The sequence below is a fragment of the Sphingopyxis sp. 10G20-10 genome (assembly GCF_057365075.1).
Window position 1 is genome coordinate 1,519,563 of the sequence record NZ_CP195117.1, and the last position, 19,460, is coordinate 1,539,022.

Consider the following 19,460-nt stretch of genomic DNA (forward strand, 5'->3'; position numbering starts at 1 on the left):
TCACTTGGCTAGATAAAAGGCCCGTCGGACAAACCGGCGGGCCTTTTTGTTGGGAAATGTGGGAGCGGGCGGGGAGGCTGTTTGGCGTCCGGCCCGGCTCAGGCTATTTGGCGAGGATGGCTACGATCAAATAGAGCAGCAGCGGCAGGCCAAATCCGAGCAGCGTCAAGCCGACAAAGGCGACGCGCGTCCAGAGCAGGTCAAAACCGAACTGGTCCGACATGCCGGCGCATACGCCAAATATCACGCCATTCTGCCGATTTTTACGAAAACCCTGTTTCATTATAGTCCTTTCTGGCCGACGCCCTGTCACAGGTTACGTCGGAAATTCCGGGGAAGTGTGGGCGGCTGGTCAGATGACCAGCCGACCGAGTTCCGCACTGTTAACGCCGGTAGCGGCGAGAAGCATAACCGAGCAATAGAGCGAAGCGACGGCTGCGATTGCATAGCTGCGGAATGCGTCGATGTTGAAATGTGCCATGATATTAAGTCCTTTCAGTTGGTTCGGAGCGGGCTATCCGTCCGATGCCCAATACTATGCAGGGACCGTGCCAATTTCATTCATTGGCGGTTAACCGCGGTTTTTTGATTTTCCGCACATATGCTCGATGGAAAAAATACCATCAAAGTGAAAAAAATGCCATTGATTGGAATTTATGTTCACACGTCTGTCGCGCGCAGGGTCTGGTGAAGCCGGTGGGGCTCGGCTAGGCGACAAGACCTATGTCCTTGCTTCGCCTCTCGCTGACCGATTTTCGCAACCATGCCGGTGCCGAGCTGGCCGTTGCGCCGGGGCTGGTCGCGTTGTTCGGCGACAATGGCGCGGGCAAGACCAACATCCTGGAGGCGGTATCGCTGCTCGCGCCCGGACGCGGTCTGCGCCGCGCGCCGCTCGCCGATATGGCCCGCGACACGGCGGCTGGCGGCTTTACCATCTTTGCCGAGGTGCAGGCGGGCGCGGACCTGCCTCCCGTTGCCATCGGCACCGGAACCGAGGCCAGTCAGCCGGGGCGGCGGCTGGTGCGCGTCAATGGCAGTGCGGCGGCAGCGGCGGCGCTGGGGGACTGGCTCTCTATACTATGGCTGACCCCGGCGATGGATCGCCTGTTCGTCGAGGCGGCGGGCAACCGGCGGCGCTTTCTCGACCGGCTGGTGCTCGCGCTGGAACCGGGTCATGCGCGACATAGCAGCCGGCTGGAGGCCGCCCTGCGCGCGCGCGGCAAGCTGCTCGCCGAACCGGGAAGCGCCGACGACACATGGCTCGACAGTTTGGAAAGCCAGATTGGCGAGCATGGCGCGGCGGTTGATGGCGCGCGGTTGCGGACGGTGGCGGCGCTGGGACAGGAGCTGGCGGCCTTGCCCGACGCGCCCTTTGCCAAGCCTCATCTCACTCTTGTGGATATGCAGGGTGACGCACGCGATGCGCAGATGACGCCAGAGGCGCTCCAGAGCGGGCTTAAGCAGCGGCGTCGGGTCGATGCGGCGGCGGGGCGTGCGACCTTTGGCCCGCACCGCGACGATTTACAGGCGGTGCATGGGGCATCGGGCCGCGCGGCGGCGCGCTGTTCGACCGGCGAGCAAAAAGCGATGCTGCTGTCGTTGATCCTCGCGCATGGCGATTGCGTTGCGCGATTGCGCGGCGACCGCCCAATCCTGTTACTAGACGAAGTCGCCGCCCACCTCGACCCTCTGCGGCGCGGCGCGCTCTATGAGCGGCTGGCGGGGCAGGGTGGACAGGCGTGGCTGACCGGCACCGAGGCGGCGCTGTTCGACGACATGCCGGGACCGGTGACGCGGTTTCGGATTGCGAGCGGACGGATTGAGGCGGGCGTTTCCTAACGAAGCCCGAATCTGCGCTCCATATTCTTCAGTGCGATTTCATATTCCGCCATTCCGCGCGCAAATATCGGTTTGATGAGGTGGTTGTCCCTTACGCAGGTCAGGGAAGGAATGACATCCATGCCGGGGTCCGTTCCGTGTACAGCGTCGTAAGCCTTCTTTAGCCGCTTGATCCTTCTTTCGAAGCGTCGGTTAAAAAGTGATTCCTGCTGCTTTCGGATCGATTTGTCACAGGCCATCCGTCCCTTGTTGATCGGATGCTCATACCATAGGAAATGCGCCAGCGTTTGTTCATCCTCTGGTGAGGGCGCGTTTGGGGATTCAGCTACTTGGAATGCCAACGCTAATGCGAGCACTGTGCCTATGATAGACATGTGCCATCTAATACCATGCGTCTAATGCGGTGCCAGCTTTAAAATGTGAATAGCCGCTCCGCACCCAAAAACTGCCGCTCAGATAATCTCGCGCACTACGTCCTGCGGGCGGCAGAAGCGGACGCCTTTGTCGGTTTCGACGAAAGGGCGGTTCACATAGGCGGGGTTGGTGACCATCGCGGCTATGATGGCGTCTTCGCTGGCGTCAGACAGGCCCTGTTCCTCGGCATCGGTGCCGCGTAAGCGGAGCGCCTCTTTGGCGGTCACGCCGGCGTCCGTGAACAACTGGCGCAATTTGTCGGCAGTGTAGGGCGATTTGAGATATTCGATGACGGACAGATCGACGCCGGGCGTCTCTTCCAGAATGGCGAGGGTTTTGCGTGATGTGCCGCACGCGGGGTTATGCCAGATTGTTGCTTTCATGGCGGATGCTTACTGTGGGATGGTGGATTGGGCAAGATGTCGGGTGACATCTTGTGACCATTTCCCCCTTTTTTTGCTGTTGCGAGGTATTTGCAGGTTTACAAATGAGAATGACTCGCATTAAAGGCTTCTGCAGCAAGGGGCGGCAAGTTTTCGGATGACCGGCTCCTCATTTCTTTGATCAACAGGAGCCGTCATGTCCAAAAGCCTTCGTCCCGTCCCCGTTACCGCCTCGCTGCTCGGAGCCGTCTTTGCCTCCGCCATCGCACCAGGGGCGCATGCTGCCGAAGCCGCTGCGGACCAGACGATCATCGTCAACGGCCAGCGTTTGGTCGATGCCAACCCCAACGCCAATGCCGACGCTCCCTATAAGGTCGAACGCAGCGCCGATGGCAAATTCACCGAGCCGGTGCGCGACACGCCCAAGAGTGTCACCATCATCCCCAAGGAAGTGATCGACGACATCGGCGCGAACAGCTTTCGCGAAGTCGTGCGGTCGACCCCTGGCGTGACGCTGGGCACAGGTGAGGGTGGCAATGCCTTTGGCGACCGCATTTTCATCCGCGGTTTTGAAGCGCGCAACGATGTCTATATCGACGGCCTGCGCGATCCCGGTGTGACCAGCCGCGAGATTTTTGCGGTCGAGCAGATCGAAGTCATCAAGGGGCCGTCGGGCAGCTTTGGCGGACGCGGCACGACCGGCGGGCTGGTCAGCCTGCAATCCAAGCGGCCGCAATTTGGCAATGATTTTCTGGTCGCCGAGGGCGGTATCGGGACCGAGAATTATTATCGCGGTACCCTCGACGCCAACTATGCGCTGGGCGACAAGCTCGCGATGCGGATCAACGGCCTTTATCATAATGCCGATACGCCGGGGCGCGACTATGTCGGGGCCGAACGTTGGGGCGTCGCCGCGTCGGGGCTGTGGCAGGCGACCGATAATCTGTCGATCATGGCCGATTATTATGGCTACCGGCTCGACGGCATGTCCGATTATGGCCACCCCTTCGATGTTACGACGCAGCAGCCGTACAAGGTCAATGGCGACAATTTCTATGGCGCGGTGGGGCGCGATTTTCTCGACAATGGCTCGGATATCGGCACGCTGACCGTGCGCTATGAGCCCAATGAGCATATCTCGCTGCGGTCGACCGCGCGTTATGGCAAAACCTGGAACTATTATGTCGTCAGCGTCCCGCGTGCACCGCGCACAGTGACGCCGGGTGCGTCGCAATATGCGGGCGATATTGCGAACGGATTTACCGACGGTCAGATCGTCGTCGACACCGGCACGCCGCAACGCCACGGCGACAACCGCAGCTATGCGATGCTGACCGATGCGACGATGCGTTTTGATACGGGCGGGATCGGGCACACGCTGGTCGCCGGGGTCGAGATGTCGAACGAAAAGATCGTCACCCGCCGCTATGCCATCCCCGCGACAGTCGAGGATGGAAATGGCAATATCGTGTCGGGATCGGGCTTTACCCGCGATCTGTTCAACCCCGATCCGGTGCTGGGTTTCGATATTCCGCTGGCGCTTGATCCCACGGTGCCGGCAACGACGGTAAAGGTCGAGACGATGTCGGCTTACGTGATCGATACGGTGAAATTTTCGCCGCAGTGGCAGGCGACTTTTGGTTTGCGCTATGACACATTTGATATCGGTGCGGTGGGAGTGAGCCGCGGTGTGGCCTTTGCACGTCGCCAGTCGATCGATTTCCTGAACGGGCAGGCGAGCCTGCTGTACAAGCCCGTCGAAGCGGTCAGCCTCTACGCATCCTACAGCACATCGTCGAACCCGTCGGGCGAACAGGTCGACAGCATCGGCGCCGATTATGGCGGGCTTGCCGCCGGTCTTGAGACACTGGAGCCCGAACGCAACAAGGCGTATGAAATCGGGGCAAAGGTCGAACTGAACCCCGATTTCCTGATCACCGCCGCAGTGTTCCAGATCGACAAGGACAATGCCCGCGAACAAGTGTCGCCCGGTATCTTCCAGCTCGCCGGAAAGCTGCGCTCACGCGGTGCCGAAATTGGTGCGAACGGCAATATCACGCCGCGATGGTCGGTGTTTGGCGGCTTCACCTATCTTGATGCGACGATCACCGATTCGGTCGATCCGGCCAACGAAGGATCGCGTTTTCCCAATGTGCCGAAATATAATGCCTCGCTGTTGTCGACCTATCAGATGACAGACTGGCTGACGCTGGGCGGGCAGGCCTATTATCAGAGCAACCTGCATGGCGGCACCTTTGCTTCGACCCCCGCTACCGTGCCCGGATACTGGCGCTTTGATGCGGTGGCGCGGGTTGTGATTGCCAAACGCTATCAGGTGCGGCTGAACGTGCTCAACCTGACCGACAAGCGTTATTATGATGCCATCTATCGCTCGGGCGCGCCCTTTGCCTATATTGCGCCGGGCCGGTCGGCGATGCTGACCTTTTCGGCGTCGTTATGATTGGCACCCTGCGCAGTGGCGGGGGCGAGAGGATAGGGGACAGGCGATGTTGCTGGAAATAGCCGATGTGCTGAGCCCCGCCACGTGCCGCGCGCTGCGCGACGAGATTGCCGCGGCAGACTGGGTCGACGGCAATGCGACGAGCGGCGCGGGCGCGGCGCTGACCAAGCGCAACCGCCAATTGCCCGAAGATGGCGCGGTTGCAACCCGCGCGCGCACCGTGGTTGAACAGGCACTGGCGGGCAGCGCGCTGTTCCTGGGGGCCGCCCTGCCGCGCCGCATCTATCCGCCGCTGTTCAACCGCTATGGCGCGGGCGAGTCGTTTGGCGCGCATGTCGACAATGCCATTCGCGTCCACCCCGCCACCGGCGCGCAGATGCGGACCGATGTGTCGGCGACCCTGTTCCTGACCGATCCCGCCGATTATGACGGTGGCGAGCTGGTGATGGAGGGCAGTTTTGGCACGACAAGGCACAAGTTGTCCGCCGGTTCGCTGCTCCTCTATCCCTCGACCAGCCTGCACCGTGTCGAGCCGGTGACGCGGGGCGAACGGATTTCGGCGTTTTTCTGGGTGGAATCGCTGATTGCCGATGCGGCCGAACGGTCGATGTTGTTCGATCTGGACCAGTCGATCCAGCGGCTCGTGGCGGCGCAGGGGCTGGAAGATCCGACCGTTCTGCAACTGACCGGCGTCTATCATAATCTGGTCCGCCGTTTCTCTCGCGGCTGAATTTTTCATTTTTAAACGGCGCTAACCCGCTGTTCATAGCGAATCTGCCACACTCCCCCGCATGAAGGATTCATCCGATGTTGCCTTTTCGCCGCATCTGACGGCTTATGCTGACCAGACAGCCGCAACGGCGGCGCGAGGGTTTGCAATGCGGGGAACGACGCCACTACATCGGCGATCAATTTTGGGTGCCATCGGACTGGGTAGCGCGCTGGCCGCACTGCCGGTGCGGGCGCAGGATTTCGGCGCCATTTTCGCCCCGCGATCACCGCCGGTCGATTATCTGGCGGTCGCGCGCCAGCAACTCGCGCAACAAAACCACGCCATCGTCCAGACCGACCGTGTCGGCATTGTCGATTTCGGCCTGCCGTCATCGCAGCCGCGCTTCATGTTGATCGATATGGTTGCGGGCAAAATCGAGCGCTTTCCCGTCACCCATGGCCGCGGGTCGGACCCTCAGCATGACGGCTGGCTCAAAAGCTTTTCCAATACACCGGGGTCGCTGGCGACATCGCGCGGGGCATACCGCACCAGCGATTATTATTGGGGTCAGAACGGCTCCTCGATGCGGCTCGACGGGTTGGAGGCGGACAACAGCAACGCCGATATGCGCGCCATCGTCGTGCATGGCGCCTGGTACGCCGAACCGTCGCTGATTGCGACACAGGGCAAGCTGGGCCGCAGCGAAGGATGTTTCGTGTTCGGCGAGGAATTGCTGCCGGAAATCCTGTACAAGCTGGGTCCGGGCCGCATGCTGTTCGCCGACAGGTTAAGCACCCGGCCGCCCGCACTGCCGCCGCTATACGGCACCGAAAATATCATCCGCACGTCATCTCAGACGGGCGCGATGCCGGGAACGGCGGACTGAGGGCGTCTGTTTTGGGGCCGCAAGCTGGCAACTCTCAATCCGTCACGCTGAAACAAGTTCAGGGTGACCATTAAGAGGCGCATGATCTTCCGCACGAGTGGCAGCGATCCCCTCTTCGCCGCTCAATATACCCCCGACGTTGCCGCCGTGGTCACTGTGGGCTCGTTGGACATGGGCGTCGCGGGGACGACCTTTGGCGGCGTGACGACAGGCGCGATGATTTCGGCGGCGGCACGGCCTGGTTTGGCGAAGCTGGCAATCACCGGTGCGTCGCGATCATATATATCGGCGAATTTCTTGACCTTGCCGTCTTTGCCGGGGACTCGCGTCCAATAGGCGATATACACGGGGAAGGGGTCGTCAAAGCCATAGCGGGTGGTCTTGCCGCTGGCGATGGCTTCACCAAACTCCTCGGGCGTATGACCGGCGAACATCACCGCCATCAGGCCGGAAAAGTGCAAGGCGTGCTCGGTCCGGATGCACCCGTGGCTGAAGGCGCGCGCGGCGGCGTTGAAGGCGTTCTTTGACGGTGTGTCGTGCAGGTAAATGGCGTGCGGGTTGAGCATTTCGAGCTTCATCACGCCCAGCGCATTGTTCGATCCGGGTTGTTGCACTACCGACAAGGTCTTGCCGCTGCCGGTCCAGGTATAGCCCTGCGCGCGGGCGCGGGCGGGGTTGTTCGCGATGGTGGAGCCAATCCCTTCGGCAATGATGCTGCGCGGCAGCGTCCATGTCGGGTTGAGGATGATGCCGGTCGCCATGGGGTTAAGCTGGGGCGTGGCGGTGCTCTTTTTGCCAACAACCGCCTTATGTTCAGCGATAATGCGGCCGCTATAGACGACGCGCGTCAGATATTCGGGCACGTTCGACACGATATAGCGTTCGCCCAGATCGCGCGGCATCCAGCGCCAGCGTTCCATATTGACGCGAATCTCATCGGCCTCTTCGGGCGTGGCGGCATTGGGGAGCGCGGCTTTGAGCGCGGCAAAATCGGGATTGTCGGGGTCGAGATTGAGCAACATCCCGATCACATCATTCTGACCCAGCGCCGACGTGAGGAGCGGAATGAGCGGTGAGCCATCGGCATCGTTGTCGGTCATAAACCATTGTTTGCGCGCGGCATTGGGGGTGCGGCCATCGCGCAAATGGGTGGCGAGCAGCAAAAAGCTGTCGGTTGCGACCTTGTCGATCAGCGGTTGTATGCCGCTATCGATCGCGGCTTGCAGATCATCGGGGGCATAGTCCTGCGGGAACAGGCCTTCGCTGCCGATATTGTGGATGAGGGTGAGCAGCGACGAGGCGTTGACCAGCGACCAGCTCGGTAAATCCGCTGGGGCGATGTCTTCGATGATCGGAGCGGCATCATCGACCTTGTCGGGCATGACGACGACCGAATCCTCGGCAACCTTTTGATTTTGCGCAAGCGCAGGGGACGCGACAAGCGTCAGCGGAACGATCAGCGTCGCAAGGGTGCGCGCCGACAGGGGGGAGATGGGGGCCATGGTCCAATCATAGCCGCTATTCGGGCGGTTTAAAAGACGGCGCGGCGACGCGTGGTCGCGCTCAGGCGCTACCCTCTGCGTCTTCGCGATTCAGCCATTCTTCGAGCCATTTGATCGTATAATCGCCGTGAATGACGTCGGGATCGGCGAGCAGGGCCTGATGCAGCGGGATATTGGTCTTGATCCCGCCAATGACCATTTCGTCGAGCGCGCGGCGCATCCGCATCATACAGCTTTCGCGGGTGCGGCCATAGACGATCAGCTTGCCAATCATGCTGTCATAATAAGGCGGCACCGAATAACCGGCGTAAAGCCCGCTATCGACGCGGACGTGCATTCCGCCCGCCGCATGATATTGGGCGATCTTGCCCGGCGAGGGCATGAAGGTGCGGGGATCTTCGGCGTTGATGCGGCATTCCATCGAATGGCCTCGAAACTCCAGATCCTCTTGCTTCACCGACAGACCGCGCCCGTCGGCGATGCGGATTTGTTCGCGGACAAGGTCAAAACCGGTAATCATCTCTGTTACCGGATGCTCGACCTGGATGCGGGTGTTCATCTCGATGAAGAAAAACTCGCCGTTTTCCCACAGAAATTCAATGGTTCCGGCCCCGCGATACTGCATCTTGGCCATCGCATCGGCAACGATCCCGCCCATCCGAGCCCGCTCTTCAGCGGAAATGACCGGTGACGGCGCTTCTTCGAGCACTTTCTGGTGGCGACGTTGCAGCGAGCAGTCGCGTTCGCCCAGATGGATGGCGTTGCCTTTGCCGTCACCGAATATCTGAAATTCGATGTGGCGCGGGTTGCCAAGATATTTTTCCATATAGACGGTGGGGTCGCCAAAGGCGGCATCGGCCTCCGAACTCGCCTGACTGATCAGCGTTTCAAGGCTGTCGGCGCCGGGCACGACCTTCATACCGCGACCACCGCCGCCCGATGCAGCTTTGATGAGGACCGGATAACCAGCTTCTTCGGCCATTTTGCGACATTCAGCGCCATAGGTGACAGCACCGGGTGAGCCCGGCACAACCGGCATCCCCAGTTCAACGGCGGTGCGCTTTGCTTCGACCTTGTCGCCCATGGTGCGGATATGTTCGGGCTTCGGCCCGACAAAGATCATGTCATGCGCTTCGATGATTTCGGCGAAACGGGCGTTCTCGGATAAAAAGCCATAGCCGGGGTGGATGGCGTTGGCGTTGGTGACCTCGGCCGCCGAAATGATCGCGGGAATGTTGAGATAGCTGTCTTTGGCCGCAGGCGGGCCGATGCACACCGCTTCATCGGCGAGGCGCACATGCATCGCTTCGGCATCGGCGGTCGAGTGGACCGCGACCGTCTTGATCCCCATTTCGTGCGCGGCACGGTGGATACGCAGGGCGATTTCCCCGCGATTGGCAATCAGCAGCTTTTCAATCGACATAGGGGCGCTCAGCCGATGGTGAACAGCGGCTGGTCAAATTCGACCGGCTGGCTGTTTTCAACATGGATGGCCTTGATCGTGCCGCCGCGCGGGGCGAGGATCGGGTTCATCACCTTCATCGCCTCGATAATCAGGACCGTGTCGCCTTCCTTGACGGTCGAGCCAGCGGAGGCAAATTCGGGCGCGCCGGGTTCGGCGGCGAGATAGACGGTGCCCACCATCGGCGATTTCACCGCGTCGGCATGGGCGTCTGCGGCGGGGGCAGCTGCGGGTGCCGCTGCTGCTGCAGGCGTATGAACGGGAGCGGCAGGTGCGGCGGCCACTGCCACCGGGGCCGCCGCCTGAATCGCGCGCGCAACGCGCACTTTACGCTCCCCATCTTCGACTTCGATTTCCGATAAGCCCGTTTTGTCGAGCATTTCAGCCAAGGCCTGAACATAGGCCGGATCGATATTGATACCACGATCCTTTTGATCACCCATTTTGATATTCCCGATGTTGTGCCGCCAATCCCCTTGGCGGCTGGACCCAATTATTTGACGGCATCTTTGTCAGAGTCGCGCGGCGGCGTCTAGCGCCAGCGTATAGCTGTTTGCACCATGCCCGGCAAAACTGCTGTGTGCAGCCAGCTCTATATAGCTGATATGCCGGAATTTCTCGCGGGTTTGCGGGTCGGACAAATGCACCTCGATCACCGGAACTGCGATGGATTTGATGGCATCATGCAGCGCAATGGATGTGTGCGTATATCCGCCGGCATTCAGCAAGACCGCCTTTGCCCCTGCAAAATGCGCCTCATGCAGCCAGTCGATCAACTGCCCTTCATGATTCGACTGATGACAGATCAGCCGCACGCCAAGGCTGCCCGCCTGATATGATAGCCGCGCGTTGATGTCGTCGAGCGTGCCGGACCCATAGATTTCGGGTTCACGCGTTCCCAGCAAGTTCAGATTAGGGCCGTTGAGGACATAGATGAGCGGAAGGTCGGACAGGGCACAGGCTTTCGGTTGCGACGTTGCTCGCACCTCCTATATGGGCTGCATGTGAAAAGGCAATGTGAGGCGAGGCAGCTAGTGATTTCGATCATGCTCAATGGCGAGCAGCGACAGGTACGGTCGGGCAGCATTGCCGCGCTGGTCGCCTCGATCGGTCTCGACCCCAAAAAGGTCGCGGTCGAGCGGAACCGAGAGATTGTACCGCGTTCGACGCTGGCCGATGTGGCGCTGGCCGAAGGCGACACGCTGGAAATTGTTCATTTTGTAGGGGGCGGGTGAGTCTTGTCAGCAGATAGTTGGAGTGTTGCCGGGCGGACATTTACGTCGCGCCTGATTGTCGGAACCGGAAAATATAAGGATTTTGCCGAAAATGCCGCCGCATTGGCGGCGTCGGGGGCAGAAATCGTCACCGTCGCGGTGCGCCGCGTCAATGTGTCCGATCCGTCGGCCCCGATGCTGACCGACTTTATCGACCCCAAGAAAGTGACCTATCTGCCCAACACCGCCGGTTGCTTCACCGCCGATGATGCCATCCGCACGCTGCGGCTGGCGCGCGAAGCAGGGGGCTGGGATCTCGTCAAGCTGGAGGTGCTGGGTGAGGCCAAGACGCTCTATCCCGACATGCGCGAAACACTGAAAGCCACCGAGGTTTTGGCCAAGGAAGGCTTTTTGCCCATGGTCTATTGCGTCGATGACCCCATCGGCGCCAAGCAGCTTGAAGAAGCGGGCGCGGTGGCAATCATGCCGCTGGGCGCACCCATCGGGTCGGGGCTGGGTATCCAGAACCGCGTGACCATCCGCCTGATCGTCGAGGGCGCATCGGTCCCCGTGCTGGTCGATGCCGGAGTTGGAACCGCCAGTGATGCTGCCGTGGCGATGGAGCTAGGCTGCGACGGGGTGTTGATGAACACCGCCATTGCCGAGGCCAAAGACCCGATCCGGATGGCGCGGGCGATGAAAGCAGCGGTCGAGGCCGGACGCGATGCCTATCTGGCAGGGCGCATGGGACTTCGGCGCTATGCCGACCCGTCGAGCCCGTTGGCGGGGTTGATTTAGTCTTTCCCGATAACGGTCTTGTCGGAACCATTGTTCAGGCTGCAATCCGCTCTGGTTTGTTTTGCAAAACCAAGCTTATCTGATTTCTGCCCGATTTCTTTGCTTTGTAAAGTGCCTTGTCGGCTATGCGAAAGCTTGCTTCCAGATTGGCCCCACGGTCCTTTTCTAGGACGTGCAGGCCCATGCTTATCGTCACCTGACCTACATCATACTCGCCATCGTTGAAATCATATGCGGCACAGCTTTCGACCAGTTTTTGTGCGAACCTTGCTAGATCATCTGTGGTTCGGGCGGACATCAGCAGGGCAAATTCCTCTCCCCCAAAACGGGCGAGATAATCGCCAGGACGGCAGCGACTGTCCATAATTCCTGCCACTTGTTTTAATATTTTGTCGCCCACGTCATGACCGTGCAGGTCATTCACATTTTTGAAATGATCAATATCGACAATGGCGAGTGCCCATATCTGATCGCGCTTTTCACTGCGCGCGGAGAATGCGGAGAATGTCCTTACAAAAGCACGGCGGTTTGGCAGACCGGTAAGCTCGTCGGTATAGGCGATATCCTCCAGCCCTCGCTTGACCTGCAGCGCATCATCGCGTTCGCGCCGCATCTGTATGGCGCGGTATCCCACGACAATGCTGGTCGCCAAGGCCTCGGCCAAAATGGCAATATAGAATCCGAAATCAAAAATCGGCAGATCGTCAATCCAGCCCAGAGCACGGACAATCCGGCATAATGCTATAAAGCCCGCGCCCGACAGGCCCAGCAATTGCAACATAGCCATTTTGTCGCCCTTGACTGCGCAGCGCAACAGATTGCCGAGCGCTATCAAGGCCATTGTTCCATACACGGCATGAAAGATCAGAGAGCCGGTAAGTGACAGGGATTCGGCAAAAATCATGATGATGCTTGTCGTGATCAGCGTCGTCCAAGCCATGAATTTTAGGGATAAAGCACCCCATTTTCCCAGCTTATCTGAGTCGCATAATGACCGTATCAGCATACACCCGCCAAAGGCCAAAACCGCCAAGGCGATAAAGGCAATCCACGACCGATCCACCAATGTCGCTGATGGATAGAGGTCGAATATCTGACCCGACCAACAGATATGATTGACCAAAATGGCCACCACCATCAGGCTGTGATAGAAAATGAATCGCTGACGCATCACGATGAAAAATACGAGATCCAGTAGCAAGGGCGCGAATAGCAATCCGGCGACCAAAGCGCTGACCAACTCGCCGCGTTCATGCAGCGCCAGATCATCCTTGGCATCGACCAATTCGCTATCATTCCAGTTCGACGGATCCCATGGATTGGCCGCACCGATCAGCACAGTTTCGGGAAATTGGCCGTTGCGGCTGACCAAAGGCAGGGCGATCGCATAAGGCGAGCGCCAACGTGCCGTCATATCGGCTTGATCATAACGCTGCGTCTGTGTGCTTCCATCGGGATAGATGCTGTGCAGCGTGACCGCACCCTGTCGCGCCGCACGAAAGCGCAGGACAGGTTCGGCCATGCCCTTTTGCAAATCGCCAATATTGGCGACCATCCACAGCATATCAGTTTTTTTGGTCAGCTTGTCAGGACTGCAATCAAAGGTGGGGCGGAGCTTTAAAATCTCTTCCGGGCTAGCCTTGGCATGACCCGTCAGGCTGCAAATCCGGTGGCTGAAATTGGTTATCGTCCCCGTATCCGCCAATGCGGGTGACGTGGATGCAAGGTACGGAAGAACTCCGATTAGAAGCAGGCACAATAGAAATCGCAATTTCATCCTTGGCGCACCCGACATCCAACCACTTCCATTTTTCCACTGCCGAATATTAGCGTGTCATGGTTGATGGAGTGTAAACGTCTGATTTTGTTGGCACGTCAGAGCGGTTTTGCTGTCAATCGCATCCGCCACCTTTCGCCGCCATACGGGTATGTGGAGAAAATGGTCTGCGACAAACGGTTGGTCCCGTTTGTCGGAACGTCATGGGGTTCCACGCATTGGTTCTATATGAGGCTATGCTGCCTCGGCTAGACAAGGAGACTCCCCATGGGCGAATTCAAGGACAAAGCCAAAGGCGCTGCGAATGAAGCGATTGGCAACACCAAACAGGCAATCGGCAAAGCCACCGACAATGACAAATTGACCGGCGAAGGCATCCTTCAGGAAAAGAAGGGCGAAGCCCAGAAGGTCAAGGGCGAGGTCGAAGGCGCGTTGGGCGACAAGATCTGACGCAACACGCCATCATATGAAAAAAGAAAGGCCCCCGGAGCGATCCGCGGGCCTTTTTTGGTCTGGGCCTAAGCTGAGCGGATAGGATGACGGGCAGACGCGATCACCACAGCGCCGGTTTGGCAGCCATCAGCCAGAAGATGCCAACGAGACTGAAAAATGCGGGCCAGCCCAAGGCAAACCATATGTGCATGATGCGGTGATAATCCGCCCCGAGTTCGGTGTTTTTGCGCTCAGCCGTGGCGGCGAGTTTCTGTGCGCGGATTTGCAAGCCAACGACTGGCACCCAACAGGCAAAGGCGAGCCCATATAGCCAATAGGTCAGGACGAGCCAGGGTTCGGTTAGTGAATAGCCGGTGGAATGAATGAGCCACAGCCCGCTTAATGGTTGGACGATGCCGCTGGTGCCGGTGAATATCCAGTCCGCGCGCACGACCATCTGTCCCACGGTAGCAATGGTGGCGGGATTGCGCGTGCGATGCGCGTTCCAAAAATACCAAGCCGTCCCCATCCCAAATCCGAACAATATGGTGCTGCTGATGATGTGGAGGGCTTTGACAAGAAAATAGGGTTCCATCAGCGCTGGTCCGCAATTGCGCCATGAACCGCAATCAGCAGCAGGATGGGCAAATTTTTGAGCAACGGGCCAAGCGGATCGAACCAAAGGTGCGGAAGGGCAAAGCCAATGACGAGCGTATATCCGGCCACGACAGCCAATTGAACGCAACTGCTCCAGTGGGCACGCCGATCGAGCAGCACAAGCGCGGCGATGGCCATGTCCAAGAGACTGCCGCCGATGCGGAGCGGGTCTGCCATGCCCTGCGGAAGCCCGAGGCTCGCCACGAGCTTTTGCGTTGTTTCATCGCCATGGGCGAGGCCAAGATAGGCCGAGGCGAGCCACAGGAGGATCAGGACGGCCTTCATGGCCGGTGCGAGGAAATAGAGGCGCGCGTGCCAGCGGTCTTGCACCTGCGCCGGTCGCGCGAGCAGGGCCGCGTCGAGCCGACGCGGTGAAAACCCGATAGCCTTGGCAAAGGCGGCGCTGTCGCCTTGGTTGCCGACGACGAACTGTGCCAGACTGTTGCTGGCGATCGGTCCGTTGCCGAATTTGTCACCCACACGTGCCATCAGGCGCATCAGCGGCATGGGTATGGACAGAAAAGACGCGCGCCCGAAGCCCAGCCAAGCGCGATAACGACCAAGCAAGGCCTTTAGGCTGAGCGTGTCGGGACCTACGGGTTCGAGCTGCTGGCCATAAAATGTGGGGTCGCCACAAATCCGCGTCACGCTGCGCGCCAGATCGCGGGCATGAATTGGAGTGAAGAGCGGAGCGCCGTCACCGGGAAGCAGAGTCAGAAACGGCAGTCCGGCCATAGCGCGCATCAGCGAGGTGCCGCCATAGCTGCCATCGCCATAGACCAGCGAAGGGCGCAGGATGGTTCCATTCAAACCCGACTTGCGCAGGACCTCTTCTCCGGCGAGCTTGGACTGTGAATAGTCGGTGGCCACATCCTCGCGTGCGCTGATTGCGGAGATAAGCAGAACATGCCTCACGCCGTTTCTCTTTGCCGCGCGGTACAAGGCCTGTGGCATTTTGACATGAACGGCGTCCATGGTGGAACCGCGCAGGATACCGGCCGCATTGACGATGCAATCGACGCCTTGGAGATGCTGTTGCCAGTTGATGTCATCGGTAGCGTCGGCCAGGTTTATCTGAAGAAATTTGGCGGTCGGAAATGTGGAATCAAGATCGGCAATCTCGCGCACCACAGCTATCAAATCATGGCCCGCCGCCAATAATTCGGCCATGATATGACGACCGATAAATCCGCCGGCTCCCAGCACCATAACCTGCATTCATCGCCCCCTTTGCAAAGTCGTTAGCGGCTGCGCGCCGAAACGTCAGCAGGAATGTCCAATGACCAGCAGGCATGGCAGAAGCAAAAGAAAGGCCCCCGGAGCGATCCGCGGGCCTTTCCCTTTACCGTGTGCTTTGCGCGGCCGTGACTGATTAGCGTCCCCCCGACGCAACCAGGTCGACGTCGGTCATCCCGCCGTCGGCGCGCAGCATCACGACAAAGGCCAGGTTACCCTTGGTTCCGCCGAGCAGATGTTCATTGCCACGCAGGCGGTGGTCGCTGGTGTATCCGGCGCGGCGGGCCATGGTGTGATAATAGTTGAGCACCGTCTGCATCGACGCAGCGGTCTGGAAATTGACGACGCGGATATTGCATTTGCCGCCCGCAACGCCGGCGGCTTCTTTTAACAGAGCCTTTGGAAAGACGGGGAAGGCGGCGGGCAGGCGTCGTGCCCAGTCATTGCCATATGTAAGCTTGGCGTCGCATTTGCCCTTTTGTTGGTCGCGGGCAAGCGCGCCGATGGTGACCGGCTCTTTGACGGCTTTGCAGCCATCACAATTGGCCTCAAACGGTTTGGCCGCCGGGGCCTTGAGAATTTTTCCGGCCGAGCGCAGCGCCGCATATTCGGCCGCTGCTGCGGCTTTGCCTGCGGCGACACTGGGTACGCCGCCATCGACGGGGCGATTGCCGGGAGTGGCGCTGTTGCGGTTGGCCTGACCGGTCAGATTGGGATCGACCATGATCTTGTCTTCAAGCGCGCCCTTTACCGTCGGGTCGGCATTGGTCAGGCCATCATCAAGCGGTGAAAGTTCGGACTTGGCATCGGGCTCCTTACGGCACGCGGCGAGCGGCAGCGTTGCCAGCACCAATCCGGTTACGAGGTATTTCCCGCCAAAATTCATCGCTAACACTCCCTTAATCTATCCCTGGGAATGACCTCCAAAGGTTAACAAGACGTAAGGAAAAAGCGTTAACGGGTAAGGCTTTGTTAGCCAAAAACTGTGCCGCTGTGGGAATCGACGCTGCCGGGATCGCAGCGGATGAGCCGCGAGGTGGCCACGGCGGCCTGCCGATGGACTACCGCCTGACGATATACGGGATCGGTGACCATTTCCATAAAGGCGCCGCTGTCGGGATAGGCGGCGATAAACAGCGCGTCCCATTGTTTGTCATCGGGACCGATGACCATCGCCTCCATTCGCCCGCGCCAGACAATAGTTCCTCCAACGCGTTGAAAAATCGGTCCGCTTGCACGGCCATAATTGGCATAGGCATCGGCACCGGTCAGCCCTTTTGCCGCTAGATCATGGTCAGCGGGATAGGCCGCCTTGTCGAGAAAGCGCACAAGGTTGAACATATGGATCGGCTTGTCGCGCGGCAGCGCCTTGAAGGCGTCGAACTGCTCGCGGTCGGGATCGATATATTTGTCCGTCATGACGTCATCCTTTCTTTCGGCTGGCACGCCACTGATCGGCGCTTTGGGTCCAGGCATCAATGGGGGTGTTGTGAAAGGGCTCGGGCAAGCGTGTCGGGCCGCTATTCGTAGCTCCCAGTCGCTTTGCGAGCGCCTGCGACCGGATATTGGCGGGATCGATACAGTGCATCAACTGATCCCATTTCAGAAATTCGACCGCAAAGTCGCAGGCCGCGACGCTGCCTTCATAGGCATAGCCCTTGCCCGCATATTCACGGAGCACGCCATAGCCGATTTCGGGGGCGGGCCAGTCGGCCGGTTCCCATGGACCGAGACGCCCGACCCATTTTCCACTGTCGCGTTCGATCACAGAGAACATGGAAAAACCCCGGATATGCCATGCACCGGCGAGCGTACACCAGAGTCTCCACGCCTGCGCGCGTGGCTGTGCACCGCCAAGATACTCCATCGTGTCGGCCTCTGCACACATGATGGCGAAAGCTTCAAAATCCTCGGCCGCAGGGGGGCGCAGGATAAGCCGTTCGGTAACGAGCAAAGGTCCGTTGAGCATTGCGATAATTCCCTGATGTCGGCGTTATATCTTAGCTCTAGGGCGTTTGAGGGAAGGGGGGCAAGCCCCCAAAAGCGAGGGCGCCAACCTTTCGGTCGACGCCCTCTCCATTAGCTGATGTGGTCGGAGGGGTCTCGCTCCCGCATCAGCAACGGTAGCTGTTTAGCGACAGCGATATTTGTCGCGATCGATTGCGCGGCCCAACAGGGCACCACCGGCAGCACCCAATAGGGTACCAAGCAGCTTGTCGTCGCGACCGGCAATCTCGTTACCGGCTAGGCCACCGACGGCTCCGCCAATGAGCAGGCCGGTTGTGCCATTGTCGCGTTTGCAACGATAGCGACCGTCCTTGCCGCGCCAGACGCGGGTGTTGCTGTGGATGCGTTGGTCGTGACGGGCATAATAGTTGCGGTCATGCTTATGGTGCTTCTTGCGCTTGTGATAATCGCTCGAGGCGGCGAGCTGGTGATAGCTGTGGGTGGGCGCCCAGCTGGGCGGCGCGGCAAAGACGGGGGCGGTCATCATGACGCCCGTTGCAGCGATCACGCCCATCATTTTTTTGGTCAAATAGGTCATGGTCATTCCTTCCTGGTTACGGAAACGCGAATTATCCCGGAGCACGGTGCGCTTCATGGGAAAAACGGTTCGGCTGTCCGGGCGTTGCATGAACCTGTCACAACAGGATGAAGCGCGCTGAAATGTCGATGAAGCGAAAGCCTCTTGTTCCACCCTCTAACGCGTGCGAGAGGCCGGTTATGCCTCAGCCAGTCTCTTTGGCCGTCAGCCCGATGACGCACCTATGACCCATAAAACCGTATCGCCCACGGGTGAGGGAAGCGGCCTGCCCTATGCGTTGGGTGCCTATATGATCTGGGGCTTTGTCCCTTTATTCTTTAAACTTTTGAGTAGCCTGCCGCCGCTGGAAGTGTTGGCGCAACGCATCATATGGTCGCTGCCGCTTTGCTTCATCATCCTCTATTTCCGCCGTCAGATGGGCGATTATCGTGCCGCGTTGCGCGATTGGCGGTCGCTGCGCGTCTTGCTGGCGAGCGGAACGCTCATCGCGATCAACTGGCTCGTCTATATCTTCGCCGTCTTTAGCGATCATGTGCTGGCGGCCAGCCTCGGCTATTACCTCAATCCGTTATTCAACGTATTGTTAGGGATGGTTTTTCTGGGTGAGAGATTAAGTCGTCTTCAGGCTGTGGCGGTGGCTATCGCGGCAGTCGGTGTCGCAATTCTGCTCGCAGGGGCGCTTGATACATTGTGGATCAGCCTGACCCTGGCGGTAAGTTTTGGCACCTATGGGCTGCTTCGCAAGATCGCGCCGGTGGGTTCGCTGCCGGGGCTGGCGATCGAGACGACACTGCTTATGCCGCTTTCGGTGGTCGCGGCGGGATATTATTTGTGGCTGGGTGACGGGCTGGGCTTTGGCGCCGATACCAGGATCAGCCTGTTGCTGATGTGCGGAGGTGTCGTCACCGCCGTTCCCTTGCTGCTCTTTGCCACAGCGGCGCGGCGGATGAGCTATGCGGCGCTGGGCTTTGTCCAATATCTGGCGCCGAGCATCGTCTTTTTGCTGAGTCTGTTCGCTTTCAAGGAGCCGTTGATGCCCGCGCAGCTTGCCTGCTTCCTGCTCATCTGGACCAGCATAGCCCTGTTCAGCTTTGATATGTGGCGCAAGATGCGCGCCGACCGAATGGTGGCAGTGGCTTAAC

At 59.4% G+C, this 19,460-nt stretch carries 21 protein-coding genes and 1 pseudogene; 7 read left to right on the forward strand and 15 right to left on the reverse strand.

The features are described from left to right. Window positions 1–103: 103 nt before the first annotated feature. Both ACR3XE_RS07410 and ACR3XE_RS07415 read right to left on the reverse strand, forming a co-directional pair. A complete protein-coding gene (locus ACR3XE_RS07410; protein ID WP_473698270.1) occupies window positions 104–283 on the reverse strand; it encodes a PspC domain-containing protein in 180 nt (59 codons plus the stop codon). A 69-nt stretch (window positions 284–352) separates the two neighbouring features. Beyond that, window positions 353–481: a hypothetical protein gene (locus ACR3XE_RS07415; protein ID WP_473698269.1), complete on the reverse strand. Its 129-nt coding sequence runs from the start codon at window positions 479–481 to the stop codon at window positions 353–355. Window positions 482–723: 242 nt separating this feature from the next. Here ACR3XE_RS07415 and recF point away from each other — a divergent pair, with 242 nt between their 5' ends. Next, window positions 724–1,839: a DNA replication/repair protein RecF gene (gene recF / locus ACR3XE_RS07420; RefSeq protein WP_473698268.1), complete on the forward strand. Its 1,116-nt coding sequence runs from the start codon at window positions 724–726 to the stop codon at window positions 1,837–1,839. On the opposite strand, the gene ACR3XE_RS07425 is transcribed toward recF, so the two are convergent. Beyond that, complete coding sequence (locus ACR3XE_RS07425; protein WP_473698267.1) at window positions 1,836–2,213, reverse strand: hypothetical protein; 378 nt, start codon at window positions 2,211–2,213, stop codon at window positions 1,836–1,838. The two genes, recF and ACR3XE_RS07425, sit on opposite strands and share 4 nt — an antisense overlap. 78 nt (window positions 2,214–2,291) lie before the next feature. Continuing rightward, the gene (locus ACR3XE_RS07430; protein ID WP_473698266.1) at window positions 2,292–2,636 is read right to left on the reverse strand and encodes an arsenate reductase family protein; all 345 of its coding nucleotides are present in this window, start codon (window positions 2,634–2,636) and stop codon (window positions 2,292–2,294) included. A gap of 196 nt (window positions 2,637–2,832) precedes the next feature. Between ACR3XE_RS07430 and ACR3XE_RS07435 the strand changes: the two genes are divergently transcribed. From ACR3XE_RS07435 to ACR3XE_RS07445, 3 genes are all read left to right on the forward strand, one after another. Next, window positions 2,833–5,097 carry a TonB-dependent receptor gene (locus ACR3XE_RS07435; protein WP_473698265.1) on the forward strand — a complete coding sequence of 755 codons (2,265 nt, stop codon included), beginning with the start codon at window positions 2,833–2,835 and terminating at the stop codon, window positions 5,095–5,097. 46 nt (window positions 5,098–5,143) lie between these two features. Further along, on the forward strand, window positions 5,144–5,827 hold the full coding sequence (locus ACR3XE_RS07440; RefSeq protein WP_473698264.1) for a Fe2+-dependent dioxygenase: 684 nt from the start codon (window positions 5,144–5,146) through the stop codon (window positions 5,825–5,827). A gap of 61 nt (window positions 5,828–5,888) precedes the next feature. Then, complete coding sequence (locus ACR3XE_RS07445; RefSeq protein ID WP_473698263.1) at window positions 5,889–6,695, forward strand: murein L,D-transpeptidase catalytic domain family protein; 807 nt, start codon at window positions 5,889–5,891, stop codon at window positions 6,693–6,695. Between the two features lie 122 nt (window positions 6,696–6,817). On the opposite strand, the gene ACR3XE_RS07450 is transcribed toward ACR3XE_RS07445, so the two are convergent. The 4 genes from ACR3XE_RS07450 to ACR3XE_RS07465 form a co-directional block, all read right to left on the reverse strand. Then, complete coding sequence (locus ACR3XE_RS07450; RefSeq protein ID WP_473698262.1) at window positions 6,818–8,197, reverse strand: L,D-transpeptidase family protein; 1,380 nt, start codon at window positions 8,195–8,197, stop codon at window positions 6,818–6,820. 61 nt (window positions 8,198–8,258) lie between these two features. After that, the gene (gene accC / locus ACR3XE_RS07455) at window positions 8,259–9,620 is read right to left on the reverse strand and encodes an acetyl-CoA carboxylase biotin carboxylase subunit (RefSeq protein ID WP_473698261.1); all 1,362 of its coding nucleotides are present in this window, start codon (window positions 9,618–9,620) and stop codon (window positions 8,259–8,261) included. A gap of 8 nt (window positions 9,621–9,628) precedes the next feature. Then, window positions 9,629–10,102 (reverse strand): acetyl-CoA carboxylase biotin carboxyl carrier protein, encoded by a 474-nt coding sequence (gene accB / locus ACR3XE_RS07460; RefSeq protein WP_473698260.1) that lies wholly within the window; start codon window positions 10,100–10,102, stop codon window positions 9,629–9,631. Window positions 10,103–10,171: 69 nt separating this feature from the next. Then, window positions 10,172–10,645 (reverse strand): type II 3-dehydroquinate dehydratase, encoded by a 474-nt coding sequence (locus tag ACR3XE_RS07465; protein ID WP_473698259.1) that lies wholly within the window; start codon window positions 10,643–10,645, stop codon window positions 10,172–10,174. A 60-nt stretch (window positions 10,646–10,705) separates the two neighbouring features. Here ACR3XE_RS07465 and thiS point away from each other — a divergent pair. After that, window positions 10,706–11,671 (forward strand): annotated as a pseudogene (thiS, locus tag ACR3XE_RS07470) (sulfur carrier protein ThiS). A gap of 34 nt (window positions 11,672–11,705) precedes the next feature. On the opposite strand, the gene ACR3XE_RS07475 reads toward thiS, so the two are convergent. Further along, a complete protein-coding gene (locus tag ACR3XE_RS07475) occupies window positions 11,706–13,235 on the reverse strand; it encodes a sensor domain-containing diguanylate cyclase (protein WP_473698258.1) in 1,530 nt (509 codons plus the stop codon). 480 nt (window positions 13,236–13,715) lie between these two features. Between ACR3XE_RS07475 and ACR3XE_RS07480 the strand changes: the two genes are divergently transcribed. Beyond that, window positions 13,716–13,898, forward strand: coding sequence for a CsbD family protein (locus tag ACR3XE_RS07480; protein WP_473698257.1), 183 nt, complete (start codon window positions 13,716–13,718; stop codon window positions 13,896–13,898). Window positions 13,899–14,001: 103 nt separating this feature from the next. Here ACR3XE_RS07480 and ACR3XE_RS07485 read toward each other — a convergent pair whose 3' ends face one another. The 6 genes from ACR3XE_RS07485 to ACR3XE_RS07510 all read right to left on the reverse strand — a co-directional run bounded on the left by ACR3XE_RS07485 (window position 14,002) and on the right by ACR3XE_RS07510 (window position 18,318). Next, window positions 14,002–14,475 carry a DUF2269 family protein gene (locus ACR3XE_RS07485; protein WP_473698256.1) on the reverse strand — a complete coding sequence of 158 codons (474 nt, stop codon included), beginning with the start codon at window positions 14,473–14,475 and terminating at the stop codon, window positions 14,002–14,004. Beyond that, the gene (locus ACR3XE_RS07490) at window positions 14,475–15,755 is read right to left on the reverse strand and encodes an SDR family oxidoreductase (RefSeq protein ID WP_473698255.1); all 1,281 of its coding nucleotides are present in this window, start codon (window positions 15,753–15,755) and stop codon (window positions 14,475–14,477) included. Before ACR3XE_RS07490 ends, ACR3XE_RS07485 begins: the two co-directional genes overlap by 1 nt. Before the next feature lie 154 nt (window positions 15,756–15,909). Continuing rightward, window positions 15,910–16,659, reverse strand: coding sequence for a hypothetical protein (locus ACR3XE_RS07495; protein WP_473698254.1), 750 nt, complete (start codon window positions 16,657–16,659; stop codon window positions 15,910–15,912). Between the two features lie 86 nt (window positions 16,660–16,745). After that, window positions 16,746–17,192, reverse strand: a complete 447-nt coding sequence (locus tag ACR3XE_RS07500; protein ID WP_473698253.1) for a DUF1330 domain-containing protein — start codon at window positions 17,190–17,192, stop codon at window positions 16,746–16,748. 4 nt (window positions 17,193–17,196) lie between these two features. Beyond that, complete coding sequence (locus ACR3XE_RS07505; protein WP_473698252.1) at window positions 17,197–17,742, reverse strand: GNAT family N-acetyltransferase; 546 nt, start codon at window positions 17,740–17,742, stop codon at window positions 17,197–17,199. Window positions 17,743–17,904: 162 nt separating this feature from the next. Continuing rightward, window positions 17,905–18,318 carry a glycine zipper 2TM domain-containing protein gene (locus ACR3XE_RS07510; RefSeq protein ID WP_473698251.1) on the reverse strand — a complete coding sequence of 138 codons (414 nt, stop codon included), beginning with the start codon at window positions 18,316–18,318 and terminating at the stop codon, window positions 17,905–17,907. Window positions 18,319–18,541: 223 nt separating this feature from the next. Between ACR3XE_RS07510 and rarD the strand changes: the two genes are divergently transcribed. Continuing rightward, complete coding sequence (gene rarD / locus ACR3XE_RS07515; RefSeq protein WP_473698250.1) at window positions 18,542–19,459, forward strand: EamA family transporter RarD; 918 nt, start codon at window positions 18,542–18,544, stop codon at window positions 19,457–19,459. Window position 19,460: the final 1 nt, after the last annotated feature.